This is a genomic window from Pseudoalteromonas denitrificans DSM 6059, from assembly GCF_900112265.1.
Taxonomy (GTDB): domain Bacteria; phylum Pseudomonadota; class Gammaproteobacteria; order Enterobacterales; family Alteromonadaceae; genus Pseudoalteromonas; species Pseudoalteromonas denitrificans.
The window spans coordinates 14,315-37,897 of the sequence record NZ_FOLO01000023.1 but is presented as its reverse complement, the minus strand read 5'-3'; the positions used below and the strand labels follow the sequence as shown (position 1 = coordinate 37,897).

The 23,583-nt window shown below is 34.1% G+C and carries 22 protein-coding genes; 14 read left to right on the top strand and 8 right to left on the bottom strand.

What is annotated here, in order from left to right; translation table 11 throughout:
* Positions 1 to 106 precede the first annotated feature (106 nt).
* From bufA2 to BM088_RS14520, 5 genes are all read left to right on the top strand, one after another.
* Positions 107 to 559 (top strand): BufA2 family periplasmic bufferin-type metallophore, encoded by a 453-nt coding sequence (bufA2, locus tag BM088_RS14540; protein WP_091985457.1) that lies wholly within the window; start codon positions 107 to 109, stop codon positions 557 to 559.
* Between the two features lie 76 nt (positions 560 to 635).
* Positions 636 to 1,484 (top strand): MNIO family bufferin maturase, encoded by an 849-nt coding sequence (gene bufB / locus BM088_RS14535; protein ID WP_091985454.1) that lies wholly within the window; start codon positions 636 to 638, stop codon positions 1,482 to 1,484.
* Positions 1,477 to 2,253, top strand: a complete 777-nt coding sequence (locus BM088_RS14530) for an HvfC/BufC N-terminal domain-containing protein (RefSeq protein ID WP_091985450.1) — start codon at positions 1,477 to 1,479, stop codon at positions 2,251 to 2,253. Before bufB ends, BM088_RS14530 begins: the two co-directional genes overlap by 8 nt.
* A 156-nt stretch (positions 2,254 to 2,409) precedes the next feature.
* Complete coding sequence (locus BM088_RS14525) at positions 2,410 to 3,462, top strand: beta-propeller fold lactonase family protein (protein WP_177208059.1); 1,053 nt, start codon at positions 2,410 to 2,412, stop codon at positions 3,460 to 3,462.
* Positions 3,432 to 3,638, top strand: coding sequence for a beta-propeller fold lactonase family protein (locus BM088_RS14520; protein ID WP_091985442.1), 207 nt, complete (start codon positions 3,432 to 3,434; stop codon positions 3,636 to 3,638). Before BM088_RS14525 ends, BM088_RS14520 begins: the two co-directional genes overlap by 31 nt.
* Before the next feature lie 73 nt (positions 3,639 to 3,711).
* On the opposite strand, the gene BM088_RS14515 is transcribed toward BM088_RS14520, so the two are convergent.
* On the bottom strand, positions 3,712 to 7,440 hold the full coding sequence (locus BM088_RS14515; protein ID WP_177208058.1) for a two-component regulator propeller domain-containing protein: 3,729 nt from the start codon (positions 7,438 to 7,440) through the stop codon (positions 3,712 to 3,714).
* Positions 7,441 to 7,628: 188 nt separating this feature from the next.
* On the opposite strand from BM088_RS14515, the gene BM088_RS14510 reads away from it, so the two are divergent.
* Together BM088_RS14510 and BM088_RS14505 are read left to right on the top strand one after the other, a co-directional pair.
* Positions 7,629 to 8,327 (top strand): alpha/beta fold hydrolase, encoded by a 699-nt coding sequence (locus BM088_RS14510; RefSeq protein WP_091985433.1) that lies wholly within the window; start codon positions 7,629 to 7,631, stop codon positions 8,325 to 8,327.
* Positions 8,320 to 8,763 (top strand): GNAT family N-acetyltransferase, encoded by a 444-nt coding sequence (locus tag BM088_RS14505; protein WP_091985429.1) that lies wholly within the window; start codon positions 8,320 to 8,322, stop codon positions 8,761 to 8,763. Before BM088_RS14510 ends, BM088_RS14505 begins: the two co-directional genes overlap by 8 nt.
* Positions 8,764 to 8,770: 7 nt before the next feature.
* Here BM088_RS14505 and BM088_RS14500 read toward each other — a convergent pair whose 3' ends face one another.
* From BM088_RS14500 to BM088_RS14490, 3 genes are read right to left on the bottom strand one after another with little or no spacing between them, the layout of a single operon-like run.
* Positions 8,771 to 9,115: a VOC family protein gene (locus tag BM088_RS14500; RefSeq protein WP_425439317.1), complete on the bottom strand. Its 345-nt coding sequence runs from the start codon at positions 9,113 to 9,115 to the stop codon at positions 8,771 to 8,773.
* A gap of 10 nt (positions 9,116 to 9,125) precedes the next feature.
* A complete protein-coding gene (locus BM088_RS14495; protein ID WP_091985422.1) occupies positions 9,126 to 9,812 on the bottom strand; it encodes a DUF4336 domain-containing protein in 687 nt (228 codons plus the stop codon).
* 24 nt (positions 9,813 to 9,836) lie between these two features.
* Positions 9,837 to 10,748: a glycerophosphodiester phosphodiesterase family protein gene (locus BM088_RS14490; protein WP_091985417.1), complete on the bottom strand. Its 912-nt coding sequence runs from the start codon at positions 10,746 to 10,748 to the stop codon at positions 9,837 to 9,839.
* A gap of 202 nt (positions 10,749 to 10,950) precedes the next feature.
* On the opposite strand from BM088_RS14490, the gene BM088_RS14485 reads away from it, so the two are divergent.
* The 3 genes from BM088_RS14485 (at position 10,951) to BM088_RS14475 (ending at position 13,266) form a co-directional block, all read left to right on the top strand.
* The gene (locus tag BM088_RS14485) at positions 10,951 to 11,394 is read left to right on the top strand and encodes a hypothetical protein (RefSeq protein ID WP_091985413.1); all 444 of its coding nucleotides are present in this window, start codon (positions 10,951 to 10,953) and stop codon (positions 11,392 to 11,394) included.
* Between the two features lie 12 nt (positions 11,395 to 11,406).
* Positions 11,407 to 12,114 carry a hypothetical protein gene (locus BM088_RS14480; protein ID WP_091985408.1) on the top strand — a complete coding sequence of 236 codons (708 nt, stop codon included), beginning with the start codon at positions 11,407 to 11,409 and terminating at the stop codon, positions 12,112 to 12,114.
* Between the two features lie 63 nt (positions 12,115 to 12,177).
* Complete coding sequence (locus BM088_RS14475) at positions 12,178 to 13,266, top strand: TRAP transporter substrate-binding protein (protein WP_281247165.1); 1,089 nt, start codon at positions 12,178 to 12,180, stop codon at positions 13,264 to 13,266.
* A gap of 110 nt (positions 13,267 to 13,376) precedes the next feature.
* On the opposite strand, the gene BM088_RS14470 is transcribed toward BM088_RS14475, so the two are convergent.
* From BM088_RS14470 to BM088_RS27265, 4 genes are all read right to left on the bottom strand, one after another.
* Positions 13,377 to 15,347, bottom strand: a complete 1,971-nt coding sequence (locus BM088_RS14470) for a pre-peptidase C-terminal domain-containing protein (RefSeq protein WP_091985398.1) — start codon at positions 15,345 to 15,347, stop codon at positions 13,377 to 13,379.
* Between the two features lie 46 nt (positions 15,348 to 15,393).
* Positions 15,394 to 16,029 carry an Lcl domain-containing protein gene (locus tag BM088_RS14465; protein WP_091985395.1) on the bottom strand — a complete coding sequence of 212 codons (636 nt, stop codon included), beginning with the start codon at positions 16,027 to 16,029 and terminating at the stop codon, positions 15,394 to 15,396.
* Positions 16,026 to 17,570 (bottom strand): ethylbenzene dehydrogenase-related protein, encoded by a 1,545-nt coding sequence (locus BM088_RS14460; protein ID WP_091985391.1) that lies wholly within the window; start codon positions 17,568 to 17,570, stop codon positions 16,026 to 16,028. Before BM088_RS14460 ends, BM088_RS14465 begins: the two co-directional genes overlap by 4 nt.
* 404 nt (positions 17,571 to 17,974) lie before the next feature.
* Positions 17,975 to 18,142 (bottom strand): hypothetical protein, encoded by a 168-nt coding sequence (locus tag BM088_RS27265; protein WP_177208056.1) that lies wholly within the window; start codon positions 18,140 to 18,142, stop codon positions 17,975 to 17,977.
* A 242-nt stretch (positions 18,143 to 18,384) separates the two neighbouring features.
* Here BM088_RS27265 and BM088_RS14455 point away from each other — a divergent pair, with 242 nt between their 5' ends.
* From BM088_RS14455 to BM088_RS14440, 4 genes are read left to right on the top strand one after another with little or no spacing between them, the layout of a single operon-like run.
* Entirely contained in the window at positions 18,385 to 19,077 is a 693-nt protein-coding gene (locus BM088_RS14455) for an ABC transporter ATP-binding protein (protein WP_091985388.1), read from the top strand.
* Positions 19,074 to 21,551: an ABC transporter permease gene (locus tag BM088_RS14450; protein ID WP_091985385.1), complete on the top strand. Its 2,478-nt coding sequence runs from the start codon at positions 19,074 to 19,076 to the stop codon at positions 21,549 to 21,551. Before BM088_RS14455 ends, BM088_RS14450 begins: the two co-directional genes overlap by 4 nt.
* 13 nt (positions 21,552 to 21,564) lie before the next feature.
* Positions 21,565 to 22,263, top strand: a complete 699-nt coding sequence (locus tag BM088_RS14445; protein WP_091985382.1) for a response regulator transcription factor — start codon at positions 21,565 to 21,567, stop codon at positions 22,261 to 22,263.
* Complete coding sequence (locus BM088_RS14440) at positions 22,253 to 23,539, top strand: sensor histidine kinase (RefSeq protein ID WP_091985378.1); 1,287 nt, start codon at positions 22,253 to 22,255, stop codon at positions 23,537 to 23,539. The genes BM088_RS14445 and BM088_RS14440 overlap by 11 nt, the downstream gene beginning before the upstream one ends.
* Positions 23,540 to 23,583 lie beyond the last annotated feature (44 nt).

Here is a 23,583-nt window from a genome sequence, read left to right as displayed (position 1 = left end):
TTAGGTCTTAGTTTTTAGCGTGCTTAAGCAGCTAAATATAACCAAGCTATTTAAGATATTTCTTAAACAGGGAGGGTATAAATCAAATATATAAGAGGAATTTACAATGAAAGCATTTACAGGTGTTGCAATGGCAGCAATGGTTGCAGGTTTAGTGGGTTGTAGTAGCACAGATACAACGTCAACAACTGCTGTTGCAACAACAGGTGGAACTACAGACTTAGTGCATTGCTATGATGTGAATGTATGTGGTGGTCATAATGATTGTAAAACAGCTAATAATGCCTGTGGTGGTAAAGCATCGTGTAAAGGTACTGGTTTTGTTGCTATGCCTGCAAAAGCGTGCGGTGATGTCGGTGGAAGAGTGGCTGACAAATGGGTAGGTGAAATTGCAAAAACAGAGCTGGTACATTGCAATGATGTAAATATCTGTGGCGGTCATAATGATTGTAAAACAGCTAATAATGCTTGTGGAGGCCATGCTTCATGTAAAGGAACAGGGTTTGTTTCTATGCCTGCTAAAGCGTGTGGGGATATTGGTGGTTCAGTAGATAGTTAATATTTATTGCTAAATGACATTAAACTATCAGTCAGTTTTATTTTTTGACTGATAGTTGTAAGTTTAAAAAGAAGGCATTATGCATCCATTTTTAGGTTTCGGTTTAGGTTTAAGAAGTTCACATTTTGAAGAAATTATAACAACAAAACCTGATATTGATTGGTTTGAAATTATCTCAGAAAACTACATGGTTGAAGGTGGTAAGCCATGGTATTACTTAGAAAAAATAAGGGCTGATTACCCCATAGTAATGCATGGTGTGTCAATGTCGATAGGCAGTGTTGAGCCACTAAATTTACAATATCTTGATAAGTTAAAACAGTTAGCACATAAAGTAGAGCCTAAATGGATATCAGATCATTTATGTTTCACATCTGTCGGTGGCATCAACAGTCACGATTTATTACCTATGCCATATACACAAGAAGCCCTTACACATTTAAGCGCTAGAATAACGCAAGTTCAAGAGTACTTAGGCAGAGAAATGATTTTTGAAAATGTTTCAAGCTATCTTACTTATAAAGAGTCACAAATGCCGGAATGGATTTTTTTGGCTGAATTATCAAAAAGCACGGGCTGTAAATTTTTAATGGATGTTAATAATGTTTATGTCAGTGCTAGAAACCACGATTTTGATCCTATGGAATATTTAAATGCAATTCCACACACAAGCATAGCGCAGATACATTTAGCAGGGCATCAGGACTTTGGTACCCATGTAATAGATACCCATGATGAAGATGTACCAAATCCAGTTTGGGACTTATTTCGTCAATATGCAACTTCGCTTGGGCCTACCAGTACGATGATCGAACGCGATGGTAATATACCGCCTCTCAGTAGTTTGTTAAACGAATTAAGTTATGCAAAAAGCTTGGTTGGAGATATTTGGTTTAATGAACAAGGTAATATTAAGCATGGCTAATTTAGCGAACATCCAACAACAGTTCATGGATTTATTACAAAATAAGCCGAATGATCTTATTAAGCACATTGCAAAACAAGGTGAGCTCAAAGCAAGTGAGCGTTTATCTATTTACCAAAATGCATACACAATACGATTAACGGGAGTGCTAGAACAAGATCACGAACAATTGGGAAAGTACTTAGGGGATACGTTATTTGATAAAATGGTTGCTGGGTATTTAAAGTGTTATCCTTCACAAAATACGTCATTGCGAGAGTATGGCGATAATTTACCTGTGTTTTTATCAAAAACCCCTCCTTTTAAGCAACATGTTATTTTGGCAGATATTGCATTTTTTGAACGTTTATTATTAAAAGCCTTTGATGCAAAAGAAGCTGAGACGTTAACCTCACAAATATTAGAGAGCTTAAAAGAAACTGATTGGCCTTTATTGGTTTTAAATTTGCACCCAAGTGTGCATTTAATCAGCTTTGAAACATCGGCAGTTGAGTCTTTTCAAGCACTCAAAAATGATAAAACACCGCCTAGCGCAAACACTAATAAAATAAGGCATTGGCTTATTTGGCGTACTCCGGATAAAAGAACTGAATACCGCTCTATAGATCAAGAAGAATTTATATTGTTGAATTTAATTAAAGAGAAAAAAAATTTTAGTGCACTGTGCCAAAGCTTAACAAAAGCACATAAACCAGAGACTATTGCTCCTTTGCTAATTAACTATATAAATGTTTGGTTATCTCAAGGTTTGTTAATTAAACACACTTAAAATTTTTACTTTTAGTTCAAACACATATTATCCTTATTCAACATATTAAGCTAATACAGGCTTCGTTCAAGAAATCTTTGTACTCCAATCATCAAGGCTATTTTAATAAGGTTGGTCATTATGTTAAGTCAATTCTGGTATTGGAAAAACGATTGTTTGGCATCACTTTTTCTCATTAAAAAATATGGATTACTAATTCTGATTGTTAGTGTTTTATCTGGTTGTGTGTCTACTCATAGACTGTATTTGACGCAAGAGTTGATGCGAGAAAAACAAGTTATTGAAGATAATAAGTTGGGAGTAGACGGGTTAGGAGGTGCGAGAGTTGTGGAACTGACTCCCGATGGCAGGCAGCTACTAGTTACCAGTGCAGATGATAACGCGCTGGCTATTTTTAATGTGGATTCAGATTTTAAGCTCACCTTTAATAAGGTATTTATAAACAATTCAAAAATTGATGGGTTAAATGGTGCGACATCACTGATCTTATCATCAGATGGACGCCGTGCTTATGTCGTGAGTTTTTATGACAGTGCGCTCGTAATATTTGAACAAGATAAACAAGGTATTTATCAATTTATACACGCTATAAGAGATGGTTTACCTTATGAGCAGGTTTTTAGTGATAAAGAGTCTGTGAAGGAAAAAGATAAACTTGGGCTTCTTGGTGCTTACGATATCGCTATCACCTCAGACAATAGTCAGCTATTTATAGCAAGTGTAGCGAGCAACGCAGTTTCTATTTTTGATATGACTGAAAACGGAAATGTCCTTTTTAACCAGTTAATTCGAGATAGTGATAATACTGTGTATGGGCTAGCGGGCGCAGTTAATGTCACAATTACTTCGAACAATTCTCAAGTAATCGTTGCAGGATTTAATGAAAATGCAATCACGATTTTTAATCGAGATGAAAATGGTGCTTTAGAACATAGTCAGACACTTATCAATGGAAAAGATGGGGTCAAAAATATGGTATCGCCTCAAGGCTTAGCCATGTCGCCGGATGATAACTATTTATATGCAGCGTGCTCAGGCGGGAACGCAATTGTTGTATTTGCTAAAAATGATCAAGGTAAATACTTATATATGCAATCCATCAGCAATTCTGATAATAATGTGACAGGGCTAGGGGTGCAGGGCATGTTACAACTTCTCCTGATGGGAAGCGTGTATTTGTGGCCTCAGAGTCAGATAATGCAGTCGTGACCTTGGCAAAGCGCAATGATGGCACACTGAAAATTATTTCAGTTTTTAAAAGTGAAGGAATAACAAAAGCCAATGAGCTTAACGGCGCCGCCTCAGTTTATGTTTCACCAGATGGTCAACACTTGTTAGTGACTACGGGTAAGGGTGATAGTTTAATTGTCTACAGTTTGTATTAATAAATTTTATGTAATTTTAAGCCGTAGAGGAATAAGGGGTATTGTTTAATACACGCTTAAACTTTATCACATGTCACGGAGGCGTATTAAAGACGATTTTAGACTTATCTAAAGATGTTTCAAATGAGATGTCACCTTTTTCTATAAGATGATCTAAGTGGTTTACAGCTTCGCTATAAAACTCATCAACATCTTCAATATGGTTTTCGAACAAGCTGATCCAACCGTTCCTGCCATTATTTTTAACGGCGTATAAGGCAAGATCTGCTAGTTGTAATGTTTGCTCCCAAATGAGGGCTTTCACTTGCTTTGTAATAAATGGGAAACCTGCTATGCCCATTGAACATGTTCTGTGGATTGTTCTTCCTTCACCTAAATCAAATTCATAGGCTTCAATATTGGCTCTGATCCTTTCAGCTAAAACGCCCATTTGCGCTCTTTGGATAAATCGACTCACTACTAAAAACTCTTCACCTCCCCAGCGTATTACCCAATCAAAGTCTCGGCATGTTTGTGTAATCACTTTAACAACTTGGATAAGTACTTTGTCGCCTGCATCATGTCCAAAAGTATCATTAATATATTTGAAATGATCTAAATCAATTAAGATAAAGCCAAAACCACTTTGTGATTTATCAGGCTTTTTATAATGGTCTCTTTGTACTTTGGCCAACTCTTGACCAATGAATTTATTTAAAAAACGCCTGTTATGTGCCCCTGTCAGTTGGTCTGTGAGACTGATAGCTTCTAAATCCTGACACACATTTTTAAGCTCTTTATGGGCTGATTTTAGTTTTTTATTTGCTAAAACAAGTTTTTGATAACCTAACGTATTCGCAGTTGAAATTGCGGTATAACTTGCAAGTGTGCGTATCATGCTAATTTGTTCATCAGAATATGCATTGGTTTTTAAACTTTGAATACTTAAGCAACCCATTAGTTTATTACGAATAATAAGGGGGAGATAAACAATTGTCTTCATCTCTTTTCCTGATTTTGGGATGCCTATTTGATTCTGAAAATATTTTTTAATATCTGAAGGGGTTGAAATAATTAATTCTTTTTTATTGTTTATGCACCAGGCCGCAGGGTAATTATTATCTGTTAAATCAAAATTAATTGGTTTTACTCTAATATTATTCTCAATGATTAAAGATGCATGCACTGTATTTTTATCTTTTTGTAAAATACCCAGTAGTAATACATTTGCATCAAGCACTTTATTAATTTTTTCATAAACTTGTGTCAAAACATCTTCAAAATTATGTCTTGATGTAAGCTCTTTACCTATGTCACTCAGTAATAAAATATCAGCTGTTTTTTGCTGTACTCTTTGCTCAAGTACAGTCTTTTGTGCTTTTAATCTCTGGATCCTTAATTTTACAATGGCGTATATAAGTAATAAAAATAGAGTCCAAGCCACCATTTTGAACCATGTTGTTTGAAACCATGCGGGCTGTTGATTAATTGTCATACTAAATTCATTGGGGCTCCAAATACCGTTTTTATTTGTACCACGAATATGTAAAGTGTATTTTCCAGGGTCTAAATTGGTATAGTTGAGCGTACGATGGTCTGAATCTGTAAAACTCCAATCTGTATCATATCCCTCTAATTTATAACTGTATTCAATGTTGTGTGGATTAGAGAAATCCAAAGAAGAAAATTCAATATATAAGCTTTTTGTATGAGGGGCTAATGATAAAGCTTTTATGTTCTCTGACGGTATATTTTTACCATTCACTTTCAAGTTACTGACACGTAAAGGAGGCTGATACGCCCATTTTTGGTATTGCTCAGGTTTTATTAATAATAACCCTTTAGTTCCACCATAAACTAAAGTCCCTAAGCGAGTTTTCATAAATGAACCTAACCAAGGTGTGCCTAAAGCAGACTCTGAAGAGATTGGTGATTTTTGTAATTGCCAATCTTTGGGGTTGACCATAAACCATTGAGTCCAAATACGACCTTGGTTATCTTCTAATAGGTTGCCGCCAAAATATAAGCCTGTGCGGCCCATATAAGTATTAATAGACTCAAAAACACTTGATTTACCTTGCCATTTTTTTAATTTATTTAAACCATATCGTGTATCGACCCATACTTGATTTTTACTATCAACAAGCAGTCCTGGAATATTATTGTGTGAAATAGAGTGGTTGTTTTTATCATCATGAGTGATATGAATGAAGTGTTTATTGCCTGGAAGTAGAACGTATAGACCTCCGTGAGAGCCCGCCCATATTGTGCCATCTTTTTGCTGGGCTAATGAATTAAATACATCTTGGATCTGTTTGTTAGGTTCACTTTGTGTGGTAAAAGTTTCAAAACGCTCAGTTGCGGGGTTAAAGCGATTAATACCTGCGGAAGTTGCTAGCCAGAGTTTTCCTGTTTTTGTTGGCATTATTTTACGAATATTATTATCAATTAAGCCACTCTCTGTTGTATAACGTTTTAGACTATGTGTTTTTGGTAGATACTTAAATAATCCAGTTTGGCGGGTTCCTATCCATATGGTGCCGTCAGTTTCTTGCGCCATCGACATGATCACGCCATCAAAAAATACTTTTTTTTCATTGCTATAGGGGCGAATTTTATTAATAAGACCTCTCTTTGGATCTATTATATCTATGCCATTGCCTCGGGTACCTACCCATATTAACCCTGAATTTAACTCAAGCATGGTACTAATATTTGGATAAGAAATGATATTTTTATTAATTAAGCTATGGGTAATTGTTTTAAATGCTTTATTGATAGGATTAAGCATATTTAAACTGCCCCCCCAAGTTCCTATCCAAATTAAACCTGACTTGTCGATATGAAAAGCACTGATTTCATTTAAGCTAATTGACCCTGGATTATTTTTATCATGTGTTATGTGTCTAATTACTTTTCCTGAATCAGTGCTAATGACGATAATTCCGTGAGAATAACTACCAAGCCAGATTTCATTTTCATTGGCTTGTATGATGGATAAAATCCAAGAGTTTAATAAAAAGTCTAAGTTTTTAGTATTTGCTTTTATTTGTGTTAACGCATAGTTTTGGTTAAACCAAAAGGCACCTTTTGTTTTTGTGCCTAACCAAATTTTATTATCAGTAGATTGAAAAATTTCATCTATTAGAGTCCCTTTTAGTTTTGTTTGCAGCTGAGGTATGACTGATACGTTAAAACTTTTGTTATGAGGTTTGTATTCTATTTTATTTAAGCCATTGCCAGTGCCAACCCATATGGCATTACTAGAATCTAAATGTAATGCCGTAATTCGATTATCATTTAAGCTGTTCGCTGTATCTTTGAGATGATAAAAATGGCTTATTTTGTCTGAGTTTAAATGAAATGCATTGAGTCCATGATTCGTGCCTACCCATATAGTATTATCTTTATCTGCAATGATTGTATTTATATGATTGTTACTTAGGCTATTGCTATCGTTTTTTGAATTTTTGTAATTTTGGAACGTATCTGTGGAGGGGTTGTAAACCGAAATACCATCAGAGGTGGTACCTATCCAGATTTTTCCATCAGAAGCGACAAATAGCGCACTAATATAATCACCAGAAATTGAATTTTTATCTTTGACTGAATAACTAAATTTATGAAACTGATAGCCATCATATCGGATTAAACCATGTTGCGTACCAATCCATAAAAACCCTTGATGATCTTGTGTTATCGCAGTCACTATTCCGTATGGGATCTCTTTTTTATCGCCAATAGATTTAAATATGGGTTGACCTAAGTTAAAAATATCCTTTTCATTGGCAAAAACATTCATGTTTACTAAAAATAAGATCAAAAAAATATAAAACCAATTAAACATGAGTTGGTATGTCTAAGTTTTAAAGGTATTTTAGATTATAGACTTAAATGGTTGATAACCCATATGCATAAATAATTTCAACTTTAAGTTGATTTTTGCTTGGTAAAACAACAAATATATGAAATATTTTGGCTCACTCATCATTTTAAATTGGCGTTAAACACATGAAAAAAGAGATATATTTATTACCAGGTACCATGTGTACGCAGCAGCTTTGGCATAAATTAGTTGATAGCGTACATGATGAATTTAATTTAAACTTTATTGCGATCCCAACAGGGCAGAACCTTGATGAAATAGTCGAGAATTTACATATTGCTTTACCTGAGCAACCGGCTTTTATTGTTGGGTTTTCTTTAGGGGGATATCTAGCAAGTTATTTTGCTGCTAAGTATCCAGATAAAGTAAAGAAACTCTTTATTATTTCAAACTCCCCATGTGCACTTAATTCAAATGAATTGAAACACAGAGCTACGGTTATCAAATGGATAAAGCAATATGGCTATAGCGGCATAAGTAAAAAAAGAGCGATTGGTATGGTAAATTCAGACTCACCTAATGAGGATGTTGTAAATACAATCATTGAAATGGACTCTCAACTTGGTGAAGTTGTTTTTAAATCACAGATATTAGCAACAACTGAACGACAAGACTTATCACAGAAATTAATTGAAACGGGTAAAAAAATTGTATTTTATTATAGTGAATTTGACTCTTTGGTTAATAAAGCTTGGCTTGCAGAGCATAGTGAAAGAAATAGAAATAGTTCGCTCATTGTACAAGCAGGTTCTGGACATATGTTACCTTTAGAACAAGCTCATAAATTAAAATGTTATTTAGCAAACTGGGTTAAAGATGCGTGATTTTCAAATATGTTTAAAAAGGGCAAAAGAATCGGATATCCCTTTTTTAATAAAATTAAGATCTCAGACTATGGATGCATATTTAAAAAAATCGGCCAAGCCAGTCGATGAACAGTCGCATTTAATGCGAATAAAATATTGTTTTGAGCATGCAAAAATTGTTTGTGATAACAATAAACCGATTGGCTTGTTAAAGTATTATTTATCACAATCAAAGTGGCACATAGTGCAAATACAAATCTCTCCTGAATATCAGGGGTTTGGTCTTGGAAAGACATTACTGACAAATATCATCACAGCTGCACAAAAAAATAACCAAAGCGTCTGTTTAAGCGTTTTAAAATCAAATCCAGCTAAAAATTTATATCTTAGACTTGGTTTTAAAATTAAAATGATATCAGAGTATGAAATGACTATGGTTTATTCACATGTTTGATAATGCGTTACTGAGACCATACTGCATATTCGTTATTATTTATATCTGTAAAGTGAAAGCGCCGACCCCCTGGAAATGAAAAAATCGCTTTGGTAATTTCACCGCCATGCTCTGTGATCTTAGCCTGAGTTTTTTCAAGCGTTTTACTATAAAGCACAATTAAAGCACTGCCAGTATTTTGCGTCATAGTTAAATCAGACTTATAAAAACCAGCATCAATACCACTATTACTAATGCTGCAATATTCATCGCCATAATCTATAAACGTCCATGAAAAAACCTTACTAAAAAAATCTTTGGTTTCATTTATATTCTTAACGGGGATCTCTAAATAATTTATTTTGTGATGCATATCTATATCCTTATACCCATGAAAATGAGGACTTTAAAAATTCAGTGCCGTTACCAATAATGCACTTTCCGTGAGAAATAATAATGTGTTCAGGCTGCCACTGCAACATAGTTTCAAAAGATTTTTTAGCTGCTTTCTTACCAAATATAAATGACATACGCCAATCTAATGGTGTTTTTCCATGAGGAGATACAATACCTGAGAATTTAGCAATAGGCTTTTGCCACCAATTGAATGTATCAGGTTTAAAATTTTCAATGAGGTCGGTTAAAATTAAAGTTTTTGAACTTTTATGTAAAAAAATAACTTCTTGCATGGCAGAACTACCTTTAAATATGGTTTGATCTATTTCTTCTTCCCATAATGGATCTGCAGTCATTTGAAGTGCTTTATTAAATTGTATATCAGTTCTTTTTTCTTTTAATCCGGGCGATGAAAATGTGAGTGCATTAGGGTACTGTTTGATCCAATCTGGTAAAAATAAATGATGTAATTTATTTGGGGAAATAAGAAACTTTACTTCGCCTAAATTTTTAAGTTCTTGTATTAATTCCTCTGAAATAGCTAAGGGAGAGTGTAGCCATAAAGCATTGTTTTTCAGGCGAATAACCGTCATCCTGGTGGTGTAGGGCATACCATAAAAGGAAACTGCTTCACCTTCGACCGTCCAGATATTATGTGAGATTTTGTTTAACATTTTATCTTCCTTGAATGAAAAGTATTAAAAGTTGGCAATATCTCCAGTCACTAAGCCTATGCCTTGGTTTGTGTAATTATACTGTTTTTTATGCTTATTATGTTTAGTCCAAGCATATACCTTACTGCCATTTTGTTGTGCAATAGCTGCAAATTGTGCCGGCCACCCCCAGATATATTTACCTTTTTCGGGAGGTACAAAAATATGGGTGTTTTTACAAGAGTCAGGAAAAAAGTGACTCCATCCATACAAGATATAGTCGATAAAGCATTGTTTATTCGATCTAAAACTAAGAACTTTTGCTTCGGGATTGATTTTTTTATATGTATCAATCATAAGCGTATTGCCTATAAAAAGGAGTTTGTTTTTATGTAGTGTGTCACTTGATTTCACTAACTGATTAAGTGCAGGTATCGAATATTTGTTTGGATTTTTTAGGTTAAGCCAAAATTCTTGCTTAGGATATATATTAAAAACCTCTTTAAGAGAAGGAATTCGATATCCTTTATTACGAAAAGGGAAATTTTTACCATCATCAAACGTCGCATTAAACCCGACATCTAACAGTTGTAACTGTGACAGCGTCATTTTGGCAACTTTTCCTTTGCTATTCGTGGCACAGTCAACTGTCGCGTCATGAAAAACAGCAAAGTGATTATCCCGAGTGTAATGAACATTTAAATGGATAATATCAAAGCCTGCGTCTATAGATTGTTTAATTGCGGGCAGGGTATTTTCAATATACTTATTATTTGATGGTATTAGGTTTTCAGAGCCGCAGCTTGTATTTTTCATTTGCGCGTAATTTATGTTTTGACCACCACCGCGATAGGCAACAAATTCACCTTTTGACAATAATGTAGCTGGAGGTGCTTTTAAAATTAAAAAGCCTACAAGAATAACTAATAAAATAATAGTGAATCGTTTTTTATTCAAATCAAATACTTGTTGTTTTTTTATGACTATAAAGTCTTTTTAAAGCAGCGACAAGTTAGAAGAGAAAATAGAATTAAATTGAGGTAATCTAGACTCAAATTATTTCGAAATGCATCATTTGATTGGCGTTAGAAATACTTTCGGTACGGGTTGTTTTGATAGAACATAGCTTGAGTACCTTTTTTATAGGATTAGACACTTAATGGAAAAATTTAAAAGCATCGTTTATTTAATCTTTACCTTTTTTGGTTTTTTCTTTTTACTGATGACACCATTTCAATTTTATGAGGTGTATCAAACTTCAGATGCAACTCCTCTTAAAGCACAAGTTATACATTCATCATTTGGTAAGGACAGTGATGGGTGTTGGTTTGAGTTAGAAGTGAAGGTCATTGAAACTGAAAATATAATAGAGATCAGAGATTTTGAACCTGGAGATATTTCCACATGTTCTTCAATGAAAAGTAATAAAAAGCTGCTGTACAAAGGGAAAAAAACGACAATTTTTATTACAAAAGAGGGGGATTATTATGCAAGTAAAGGCAGTTATCTTCAGGTAAGTATCATTGGTACCTTGAGTATTGTGTGGTATTTACATTTGTTTTATTTAGCGCGCAGAAATAAAAAAACAAACACTCAGGCATAAAAGAGAATAAAAGTGAATTTAGATTATACAAAGTACAGCATTTCAGAGTTATTAGATGTCGAACAAAATATTGATAAAAAAACTTACCCAGAACGTTATCAGCTTCTTTGTGAAGAAATTGCATATCGCAAATCAAATGGGGAGTATCAACAATTTTTGAAACAATGCGCCACAGATGAAAATGAAAGCAGCAATGACAAAGAGTTTATTTTATCCTTTTCATCGGGCAATAAAATGTGGGCTAGAAAAGCATTTATAGTTTTTTTTGTTGTGGTTAATCTAGGTGTATTTTTAAACTTTATATCAAGACATACAGTGACTTCATTTGATGATTTAGAAGTTTATACAACAACTATCAATCAGGTTGAATGTTTAGTTGAAACAGTTGAGGATACTGAAACAGATATAGAATATTTCTATTATGATTTAAAAGTTGGGGTTTTTTCAGCATTAAATATTGATGGTAATAAATGTCAGAAATTAGCTAAAACATTAGCCCTGGGCAATGAAGTTACTCTTTGGCAAAGTGAAGGCGTGATTTTTCAACTTATGACTGATGAAACAATGCATCTATCGTATGCTTATTTAAAACAGCAAGTTATAAAATTAAAAACTGAAAATGATTTTAGTATATTTTTAGGCTTGGCTCTTTTTTGGTTTTTTTTATATAAATCTTTAGCGAATGCGATTAAACCCGGAACCTTTAAAACAAAAAAATAAGGCATTATTTGAAATTCATCTTTCATTAACTAAAATATTAATAGGCTTTATTATTTCGGGGAGGTGGCACATGCGTGGTGCTACTCCATTCATTTGAAATTACGCTTTTGTGACTCATTATTCATTGTCTGTTTACTCTTTTCCCATTTTAATTATTCAAAACCGCTAAAAATTATTTGCAGTACTGATAACCCTGAAGGCTCCTTACATGTGGTTGCACTCAAAAAATTCACGCAATTGATTGAACTGTACTCTGAAGGCGCGCTTGTGGGGGAGGTCCATTTTAGAGGCAGTAACTTAACTCCTGAAATCATGGGAGAGGAAGTAAATGTTACCATGTTAATGTCAGGTAATAGTGGCGTTCATAAAAAAGTTCATGTAACAGCTGTTGCTGCAGGAAATGTATCTTTTAAAGCTAAAATCCTAGAGTTTTTGATGCTACCTTATATTTTTGAAGACAAATATGCAGCACAAAGGTTATTTAATAGTGAGTTAATGACTCATCAAGTAAATAAAGTTTTAATTAAAAAGCATAATATAAGAGCGTTAGGTTGGTTAATTGGCGGGTACCGTCATCTTACAAATGCAATAAAACCGATAAATAAAATAGAAGACATTCAAGGTTTAGCCATTCGAACACCTATTAATCATTTAATGGTAGAAACATATCGTGTGTTTGGCGCTAAGGTAGTGCCTCTTTCTTGGAATAAAACTTTTTTAGCATTAAAAAGTAAAAGAGTTCAAGGGCAAGAAAATCCGTATTCTGTTATTGTTGATTCAAAATTTTGGTTAGCTAATCAAAAATATATCACTAAAAATGGTCCATTTTTGTGGGTGGGTCCTATTTTAATTAATGAAACATTTTTTCAAAACCTTCCTGTAAAAATGCAAAAAATAGTAGAAAAATCCGGTGAAGAAGCATCAAAATTTCAGTGGCGTTGGTCTCATGAAAATACACAGCATTTTTTAAATATTTTAAAAGAAAATAACATGGAAATAATGGAGGTAGAAGATAAACCCAAATGGATTTCTGCAGTAAAACCACTTTGGAGAACACAATATAAAATCATTGGTTATGGCAATGAACATACAGGTAAAAAGCTGGTTGAGCGTGTTGTCAATATAACAAGTCAGGCAAAATCTGAAAATTAATTTAGCAGTCAAATTTTTGATAAAGGTTGTTGAGCATTAAAATGCATTTTGCCATAGACTCATTTTTAAAAGGCATTCATAAAAACCAACAACCTAATACACACTAAACCTTATTCATATTGGTAGGTTAAGTTAAGACCACTAAAATTTTCATAGGCTTTAATGCCAATATGCCAAGTTGTCGCTGTTGGATGAGTAACAGTGCAGCTTTCTATGTTACCTTCTTTAAAAGGCCGACATACATAGCTGTTCGATGTTGGCTTATATGTTTTTTGTAAATATAAATCAGCATCTCCAGTCCCCCCTGAAATACCGACATCAAGTTTACTCACACCGACGGGTAAATCAAAACTTGTAAAATACCAATCATCTTTGTTAACTGAAATATTATTAATTGTATCTCCTCCAGAAGTATCACCACCATTTAGGGTGAAAGTACCTGTTAAAGTGAGACCTTCAAATGTTTTATAGGCTTTGAGTACAATATAATAGGTGCCAACTTGTATCGTATTGATATTACATGACTCAGAGTTACCATCTTTGAATGGGCGACAGTCATAGCTATTTGAGCTGGGTTTTTGAGCATGTTTTACATATAAATCAGCATCACCCGATCCTCCATTTATTTCAAATGTTAAGCTACTAACACCTTGTGGTACTTGCAGTGTGAAAACGAGTTCTTGATCTTTATTTGCCTTTAAGTTTTTGAGTGGTACAGCGTTTTCTAGCACATTGTTTCCAGGAGGGTCGATTGGACCATCACCAAAATCGATAATGCTTTTACCCGTTGATGACTGTTTTAATGAAAGTGTTTCTCCTATTGTGCTTGCTACCCACCAATTAATATTATTAGGTAAGATCACAGGGTTATTTTTACGCTGTTCATAGGTTAAAGCGTCTGCACTTGCATTAAATTGTGCCGTTTTTACGTTTATAGTGTCATTTGAAACTTCAATCACTTTAAATTGTTGAATACTCGCTAAATCTATCGTCCAAGACTTAGGGTTGTTGGCTGAACGCGCAGGTGCACCCCAGCTTCCTTCACCCACAAAAACCGTGCCGCCTGTGGTTGTTGTATTATAATTACTGCCAGAAGGTTTGAGTGCTTGTGTCATTTTATTGATATGCGTATCTGACTCTACCACTAAATTCATACCGTAATCGTAGAAATTTTGCGCCCACCATGAAAATAATTCGGTATTGTCTGACTTGCCAGAATAATGGGGGTACATAGGTTTGTGATATTGAGCAAAACGCCATTTAACCGAATTACCTTGATTTATAAGATCTTGTTTTAACCAGTTATTCATAGCCGTAGCATAACTAGACCAGCCACTATTTTTAAATTGACTATTAAGTGTATAAACTCTTAGGAGTGGAGATATATCAAATGCACCATAACTATCATGGGCATTACAGGTATTATTGTTATCATAATCAATGCCAAAGACTTCACATAATGTTTTATAGTTGCCGTCTTCATGATTACCATGTGTTGCTATAAAAGGATAAATTCTTTTATAGTTGATTGAGTTTATAAGATCGTCCGAAAAAGTCAGTTGCCAGTCGTCTAAATAACGACTCATTTCTGAGGCACTGTTGGCATTGGTATAATCGCCTCCATGCATAATAAATAATGGACGAATTTTAGCCACTAATTTATTGCCTTCACGTCTTGTTGTCCATCCTGTTCGTGTATCTCCACCGGCTATTGCAATAAATGAACTATTATCTGTTGGCGCAGTTTTAAACCATAAACGTGTCCCACACCCTGCATCATCACATATCCTATAATATACAGGGCTATTAGCAGGTAAGTTATTAAGTTTAATAAATTGACTTGTTAATGAACCTGAAAATGTATGCTCCGCAGTGATATTTTTTGTACTCCAACCTTGTTCATCGGTTGTAAATCCATACTTTATATGGTGGTTATTACTTCCTGTTGGTGTAAAACCTATGGTTGCCTGAGAGCTTGGTGATGCATCCCAAATTAATCTGTGTTGTTTAGAGTCTGCAATAACCCAAGTTGAAGCGGATGCCATCGCTAAGCCAAGTATGCCCTTATAAATCATTTTCATAAAAGTTCCTATTATATTTTTGTGTATATCACGCAAAGCGCAAAGGTTAGAGTGATTTTGGTACATGACTATTTACTAAAATAACAAATGCAGCGTTTTGATAAGGTAAAACCTTTTGTTGTTGTTTACTGAAATCAATTGCTGCTGCGCCTTGTGTGATATGGCCATTAAATCGTTTTAAAGGTTTAGAGTATGTCCCACTCCAGTAATCACCTTTTTTGATTTGAATAAAATAATCATTGGCAATTTTATTTTCACCAGGGCGGTCATTTTCGACGATTAAATTTCTCAATTCGGCTTCAGTAGGCAATCGCCATCCGGTGAAACCACACAGCTTTTCTTGATTGGTTTTAGTGATCAAATCTAGTGTATCGCAGCGCTCTTTTTCAAAATAACAATCACCAGAATTCTCAATTCCTGTCACACCATTAAACCAAGAGTAGGTCCAATAACCGTCATGAATGGATTCATTATCAGTTTTTACTTCCCATAAAAGTTGCTGTTTTTGATCAAAAATACATGCCCAAGGTCCTTGCCAGGAAGTAAGTGTTATTCCATATCTGTCTACTTTTATAAAACGATTATTGGTAACCTCATTTTTTTTAGGTGTTAGTTTTGATGCAAACAAAACTGCAGTTATAAAAAGAAAAATAATGAAGCTTATTAAAATACGTATTTTCATAGGGAAGCAAATTTCAGTTTAAGTGGCCTTTCATGCCGGGTATGGGCAATTTGAGCGTGATCAAATGCAGAGGTCCATAAACACACATCATTTTTGAGTTTGATATCATGTTTAGAGCCAGTATTACGTTTTCGAGCAAGCTCTAAAGTCCAAACACCTTTGTGCCATTTTCCACGGGCTCTGATATCAGCCCTATCACCTTCAAATCGATTAGAACGATACAATACAGAAGGTAATAAAGTGCCATCTTTAAATGTATCTTTTGACTTATCGTAGGGTTTGCTTTCAAACCAAGGCAAGATCCAAGCTTTATCCGTTTTGGGATTCAAGTTTAATAAACTTGATGCTATTGGTAGACGTTTGGGAGTGATGTTTTGCTTTTGATACCAGTCCCAGTTCATGACATACGCACCACTTTCCTTACCATCTGGCGTATAACCTGCGCTATAACGTCGTTGGGCCGTACGTACTTTTTTGGCGATGCCAATGTGGTTGTCATCGGCTAAAAACATATTATTGGTGCGAACCGCTTTCCAATGCCAAAGATCGCGAATTTTGTTATCCGTACTTGCGTGATAACCTTTGTTATGGAAATTACGGGGTTTATCAGTTAATGGTTTGGGTCCAAGTTTAGCTGTACCATCACCGCCATATTGGCAACTATTAGAAACTAGTACGGCAAATTTATCTTCATAATGAACTTGCTCATCAAATTGATAAAATCCATTTTGTTGTATTGACCACTTTCCATTTTTTTTAAGTAAAGGCATATGGGTTAGGCTTTGGCTTGGGTCTTGCCATTGAAATAAAAAATAAACTTCTTCTGGGTTTGCAACTGCTTTTACTGACACTTCAGTGCTGCCATTAATAAAATTGGCACCACCAGTTGTAAATATTTTTACAGGTTTTATCTGATGCCAAAAACTTTCATTTTCTTCGCCATCAATATCAATAAATTGTTGGAAATTAATTTTATTTACTACTAAGGTGCGCGTATTGAGTGTTTTTTCAAACATAAAAAATACTAAGCAAAATGAAATAAAAACCATAAGGTAACGGGTTACTTTTACTTTTTTTAAAATGTGTAAGGGCATAATTATGGGATAAAGCTTGATCCCTAACTGCAATATGTAGATATAAGAGTGTAAAAAAATAAAAACCACAATCGCTAGACAAGCAATAAAATGAGCGTGGGGTAGGTAAGTGATAGGTGTTTGAAAGTATTTAAGCCAACCTGTTGTCAGTGCAGAAATAATAGCCATATAACCAAACCTTTTAACCCAAAGATGGTATAGGCTGTGAGATCCATTGGTATTCTTATTTTTATTACATAAAAAATTTAACCCAAGGGCTGTGAAAACCACACCTGAATATATATGAACCCAGTGCATCTCTCCTTGGGGTAATAGTGGTGATAACCAAATAAAACTGGGATCCCATACAAGCCTTATTCGCAATCCAGTCAGTATACTAGTAAAAATACATGCTATTGCTAAAAAGTGAAAAATCATAAAGTTATAGCGCTGTGAGTCTGTTTTCATTTTTATTCTTATTTGGATTAAAGAGCTAACTGGCTATCACTCTGATCATGGTTAGTTTAAATACTTGCTTGATAATTTGACTTCTTATTTCATCTAAAACAGGTTTTCTATTACAAGAAAAGTCGGTTCAAGTTATAGAAGTCACTGTTTTTTAAATTGAACATGTGATTTAAAGTTAGAATAATATACTCAGTTATTTTTACATTTTAATTACACTTATTGGGTACAAAAGATAAAGTGATTCAATAAAAAATGCAAATAAGATGTTAACTAAAAATAATTAATAGGCTGAAATAGATTCAAAAAAGAGGGTTATCGTGTGTTGTTAAATAGATAGGTTAATTTTACTTAATATAAAGATCTCTTTAGTGATGCAAGGAGATCTTAATGGTTAAAAATTTAATTTATAAACAAATCGTTCTTGTACACCACCAACCACCACCACTCATACCACATATTGGCTCGTCTGTAATTGGCCCCCCGCCTGCTACTTGTGGCGTCATATCTGCAGGTAGTGATTTTTGATCTTTAGATAGATTTTTAAGCTTTTTTTTATTTAATTTAAGTTTCATTTTTATATCCTAATTTTGATTTTTGTTTTAATTAATTTATATACCTTAAAATAGGTACTAAATTAAGTTAGTACCTTTTTTGTATAAAATAAAGATATGTACTTTATTAAAATGTAACTATTTATTTCCTTTGTGTTATTTCAATATTTTTTAATTAATTCTGCCGTTCTGTGCTTTTTCACCTTTATTTCACATATCACTATTTATAGTAGTGACAAGCTCAGTACTCACGGAATATTTATATGTCTCAAATCATTATGCTTGATGATGTTTCTCATCACTTTAAAATTAATAATCAAACTATTAGCTTATTTAATAAACTCAATTTGAAAATAAGTGCTCATCATTCTCATGCCATTATGGGACCATCTGGTGTGGGTAAATCGAGCTTATTGTTAATATTAGCTGGGCTTGAAAAACCAGTTTCAGGCAAAATGACGTTTACAGATAGAGACTGTATTAAAACTGAATTAGCGCTAAGACAGTGCTCAGGGTTTGTATTTCAACAATTTCATTTATTACCTGAACTTGATGCGCTAAACAATATTGCTTTACCCCTAAAATTGAAAGGGGATAAACATGCGATAGAGAAAGCTTTATTTTGGCTAAAACAAGTTGGTTTAGAATATAGGTCTAAGCATAAACCCAATGAACTCAGTGGGGGGGAACAACAAAGAGTTGCGATAGCACGTGCCTTTGTAACACAACCCAGTTTTGTTTTTGCAGATGAACCAACAGGAAACCTAGATACGCAAACGGCTAAGGAAATAGCCGATTTAATGTTTTCGTGCGCTAAGATAAATAAAACGGGTTTTGTAGTTGTAACACATAGTAAAGATGTATGTGACCGTGCAGATTTTTGTTATGAAATGTCCCATGGAAAAATTAATAAGGTGAATGTTCAGCATAATTTGAAACAAGGGAGTGTGGTATGAACTTGGCAATCATTAAATTAGCATGGCAGCAGTTTTGTCAGCAATATCATAGTGCAGATAGTCGGTTATTACGTTGGACACAATTTTTATTAGTACTTTTTTTGCTGACTTTAAGCATGACAACATCGTCAATCAAACATTATTTAGATACTAATTTACAGCAGTTATTAGGCGCAGACATGGTGATCAGCCAATATGAACCTATCAGCGCTTCGCATAAGAAATTTTTACACAGCCAATCTGATACCATGTCAGTGAGTAGATTGATCAATATTACACTAACAAACAAAACGTTATGGCAAAAAGTACAGCTAAAAGTGGTTGATGAATTTTATCCAATTCAAGGCAGTTTAAAAACATCCACTGAATTATCTATTAATGGAGAAACAACAGCATTTGGGCCACAACAAGGAGAGCTTTGGGTAGATTTAAGATTGTATAAAAGTTTAAATTTAGATATCGGACAATCCCTTATATTGGGTGGTCAAACTTTCATTGTTAAACGTATCATTCACCATGAACCGGACCGTATTATGGAAGGGCATAGTGTTGCAATGCGTGCAATGATCAACCAAATAGACCTTGCTAGGATACAAATAGAAAAAAATAAAACCAAATATCGTTATTTACTCAATGCAAACGAGCAACAAATAACAGGATTATTATCTTGGGTAAAAAGCACTTTACCTGCTGCAAAGTCCATGCATAAAAAGGGTAATCATCCATTAGCGTCGTTCTGGCAACGTGTTGAAAATTTTATTGGATTAGCATCAGTTTTGCTGTTTTTAATGGCTGCAATTGCAATAGATCAGGCTGGGCGCAGGCAACTGCTTAATCAAAAGCGCTTTATTGCTGTTTGTATGAGCATGGGACTAAGTCAATTTTCAAGTATTTATATGAGTTTTATTCAGTGGCTAATAAGTTTTATTTTATTATTGTTGCCCGCTATTTTACTTTCATACGTATTGCAATTTTTTGCGATTGAACAAATGCAACAAACCTTTGAGGGATTAGCAGCAAATTGGCAATTACTGCCTGTTTTGAAAACTTTAGCTGTGCTATTTTTATTGTTGCTTACATTTCAAATACCGCAATGGGTGGAAATATATCAGGTATCGGTTGCTGGACTGATAAGACAAAAATTAGACCAAAGGAACGTTATTTATCGCATCGCTTTTTCTGTTATTAGCATAGGTTTATTAACCATAGTATATTCTGATAATGCACTATTAACGGGTCTTATTTTAGGAAGTTTAGCACTGACAGTTTTTTTATTAATGGGGTTAACTTGGTTAGTACTGACAGTTGCTCAAAAGGTGACTCAAGGTGCAACGGGTTTGATCCCTTTTAGTTTTTTTATGATGAAGCAAAGGCTCTTAAGTAAAACAATGCAAATTTTAGGTGTCGGTTTATGTGCCACCCTTTTGCTATTTACTTTAAGTTTGATGAAAGACTTAGGTCAAACTATGAGTAAGTACATGCGTACCCACGATGGTAATTTAATCATATCACAAGCACAAAAATCGCATATAAATGCGTTAAAAGTTTGGTCAGAAAAATCAAACAGTGTTATTAAACAGTTAAAGCCTTTTACGTATAGTCAATTAGTAAAAGTTAATGGGAAAAGTTTAGCTGAACACTCTGATAAACCAAGCGACAGTATGGCAACCTTGCAAAAACCGGTCAGACTTCATTGGACAAACAAAATACCGAAAAATAATCAGTTAATTTCAGGAAAGTGGTGGCAAAGCAAGCCAACAAACTGGCATCAAATTTCAGTAGAAGAAGAGATAATGACTGATATGAATTTAAATTTAGGCGATACACTGCGCTTTATTATTTTAAATCAATCATATCAATTTACAATAACAGCCAGTCATGAGTTTAAGGCAGGTAAAGGAACAATGACTTTTTGGTTCCAAATTCCTTCTACAGCAAGAGAACATATAGAAGCAAATACGCTTTATATGGGCAGTATGGAATTAACTGATGAAGCTTGGTCGGGTTTATCATCCCTTTGGCAGCAGTATCCTGCTTTAAGGCTTACATCGGTGAAAGAAATCACACATAGGTTTGATCAAACTTTAACGATGATTATAAAATTAGTAAGTGTATTTAGTATTATGATTATTTTGTTTGCACTTTTGGTTATAGCAGCATCAGTACAAGGGTATGAAGCAGATGAAAAAATAAAAAATGGTTTATTACTGAGCTTTGGTCAGTCAAAGTTAATGTGTCTAAAGTTAAGTGTATTTGAATGGTGTATAACAGGCATTATTGCAAGCAGCGGCGCTGTGTTTGGAACTTGGATTGCCGGTGTTTTAATATATAAGTCTCAATTTTCGTTGACTTATACTCCTGATATAATTTGGATTATTTCAACATTATTGAGTACTGTGTTTATAGTCTGTATTGCAGGTTTAATGAATAATAAAAATAACTTAAATGTTTCGATTAAAAGGCTATTAGCATGAGGGTGAAGGTAATATGAAGTCTAAAGGGTTAAATATTTTAATTGTAGAAGATCAAAGTGATATTGCACAAAATATGATCCAATATTTGGAATCTAAAGGCCATGTTACAGATTATGCCAGTGATGGAAAACAAGGGCTGAAACTTGCCTTAGAAAACCCATTTGATGTGGTGATTTTAGATATCATGATGCCAAAAATGAGTGGTTTACAGGTATGTGAAAGTCTCAGGGAAAAAGCGACAAAATATATACCCGTACTCATGTTGACCGCTAGAGATACATTAGATGATAAAGTAAAAGGCTTTATGGTCGGTACAGATGATTATTTAACAAAACCCTTTGCATTAGAAGAAATGGAAGTCAGGTGTTTAGCACTATCAAGACGCCATTTATTACAAAAAGATAATAAAATTTGCATAGGCTCATTAGTGATAGATAGACAAACAAAACAAGTGCAACGTAATGGTATTGCAGTCAATCTAAATGCGATGAATTTTGATATTTTGCTTTACTTAGCACAATCTTACCCACAAGTTGTGACACGTTCTGAACTGTGTCAGCATTTATGGGGAGATGACCCTACAGAGTCTGATGCATTACGCTCACATATTTATCAATTACGACAAGTAATAGATAAGCCCTTTTTACTGCCCGTTTTAAAAACGGTACATGGTGTGGGTTTTACTTTGTTAGAGCATAAAAATGACGCTTAAATTTCATAAACCTTATAGTTTAGCCCGTCGCATTATGATTCAATTTTGTGCATTTTCGGTATTATTATCTGTGGTATTTAGCTTTTATAACTTTATATTTTTATATACCTTGGAAGATAGTGTTATTGAAAAAGCAGTGAAAAATGAGGTGAGATATCTTAAAGAACATTTTGATAAAACGCATCAGTGGGCAAAACCTCGAAAAGACAATATGGTTTTACACTTTAACATTGATACTTTTCCTGAAGTGGTTAAAAAAGCATATCGTCAATCACCAAATGAACGGGAGTTTTATGGCGAAAATGGCTTACATTATCATATGCAAAAAATTCAGGTGCAAAAAACGCTTACTCAATCGGAAATATTTTTACTCGCCGAGGTGAGTCAGCAATTAGTTGTGAGACCGCTGCGTAGTATCATTATTAAGTTATTATTAGTATCTACTTTAATATTAACGTTAATAGCCTGTTTTATTGGTTACCGGTTATCACGTCATTTAGTACAACCTCTCACTAAGCTAGTTAATTTAGTTCAAGATGCATCACCTCAGGATTTACCTAAAAGTTTTGCTCATCATTACCCTAATAATGAGATAGGTATTCTTGCAAATACACTTGAAAATTCAATGGTGAGAATAAATAATTTTGTATTGAGAGAACAGCATTTCACTCGAGATGCCAGTCATGAATTAAGGACCCCTATTGCAATCATTAAAAATGCAACTGAATTATTAGAGACGGGTAATTTAACTGAAACTGAATCACAAGTGGTAGTAAAACGTATCAGTCGGGCAAGTTTGCAAATGGAGCAAACGGTTAATACTTTATTATCTTTGGCAAGAGAAGAGCATACGAATGTAACGTCTTGTGTTATTAAAATTTTACCTTTGGTTGAAAAAGCCATCGTACAGCATGCATATTTATTAAATGATAAACCCGTTGAAGTTGAGGTAAATATTAGTGCAAATGAGAGTGTCAATTCACAATTGGGCATAGTGCAAATTTTAATTGCTAATCTGATTAGTAATGCATTTTCTTATACGACTGAAGGAAAAGTGATCGTTTGTTTTGAACACAATGCATTATCTGTTTTTAATTCAGGTGATGGTATTGAAAATAGTATTCAAGACTCGGTGTTAGAGCCTTTGGTTAAAGGTGAAAATAGTCAAGGATTTGGACTGGGTTTGTCTATCGTTAAACGTTTGTGCGAACACCATAAATTGACTTTGCAGATTGAGTCACAAAATGAGGGCTTAAAGGTTACCATTGAGTTTTAAGCAGGTCCGATGGAAATTACTTAAAATGTAAACTATGTTTTTGG

Excerpts from the sequence above, each read along its gene's own strand:
- BM088_RS14445 (WP_091985382.1), top strand. The coding sequence starts at position 21,565 with ATGAAGTCTAAAGGGTTAAATATTTTAATTGTAGAAGATCAAAGTGAT.
- BM088_RS14510 (WP_091985433.1), top strand. The coding sequence starts at position 7,629 with ATGAAAAAAGAGATATATTTATTACCAGGTACCATGTGTACGCAGCAG.
- BM088_RS14440 (WP_091985378.1), top strand. The coding sequence starts at position 22,253 with ATGACGCTTAAATTTCATAAACCTTATAGTTTAGCCCGTCGCATTATG.
- bufA2 (WP_091985457.1), top strand. The coding sequence starts at position 107 with ATGAAAGCATTTACAGGTGTTGCAATGGCAGCAATGGTTGCAGGTTTA.
- BM088_RS14495 (WP_091985422.1), bottom strand. The coding sequence starts at position 9,812 with ATGTTAAACAAAATCTCACATAATATCTGGACGGTCGAAGGTGAAGCA.
- BM088_RS27265 (WP_177208056.1), bottom strand. The coding sequence starts at position 18,142 with ATGAAACTTAAATTAAATAAAAAAAAGCTTAAAAATCTATCTAAAGAT.
- BM088_RS14505 (WP_091985429.1), top strand. The coding sequence starts at position 8,320 with ATGCGTGATTTTCAAATATGTTTAAAAAGGGCAAAAGAATCGGATATC.
- BM088_RS14465 (WP_091985395.1), bottom strand. The coding sequence starts at position 16,029 with ATGAAAATACGTATTTTAATAAGCTTCATTATTTTTCTTTTTATAACT.
- BM088_RS14455 (WP_091985388.1), top strand. The coding sequence starts at position 18,385 with ATGTCTCAAATCATTATGCTTGATGATGTTTCTCATCACTTTAAAATT.
- BM088_RS14530 (WP_091985450.1), top strand. The coding sequence starts at position 1,477 with ATGGCTAATTTAGCGAACATCCAACAACAGTTCATGGATTTATTACAA.
- BM088_RS14450 (WP_091985385.1), top strand. The coding sequence starts at position 19,074 with ATGAACTTGGCAATCATTAAATTAGCATGGCAGCAGTTTTGTCAGCAA.
- BM088_RS14470 (WP_091985398.1), bottom strand. The coding sequence starts at position 15,347 with ATGAAAATGATTTATAAGGGCATACTTGGCTTAGCGATGGCATCCGCT.
- BM088_RS14460 (WP_091985391.1), bottom strand. The coding sequence starts at position 17,570 with ATGAAAACAGACTCACAGCGCTATAACTTTATGATTTTTCACTTTTTA.
- BM088_RS14500 (WP_425439317.1), bottom strand. The coding sequence starts at position 9,115 with ATGCATCACAAAATAAATTATTTAGAGATCCCCGTTAAGAATATAAAT.
- BM088_RS14485 (WP_091985413.1), top strand. The coding sequence starts at position 10,951 with ATGGAAAAATTTAAAAGCATCGTTTATTTAATCTTTACCTTTTTTGGT.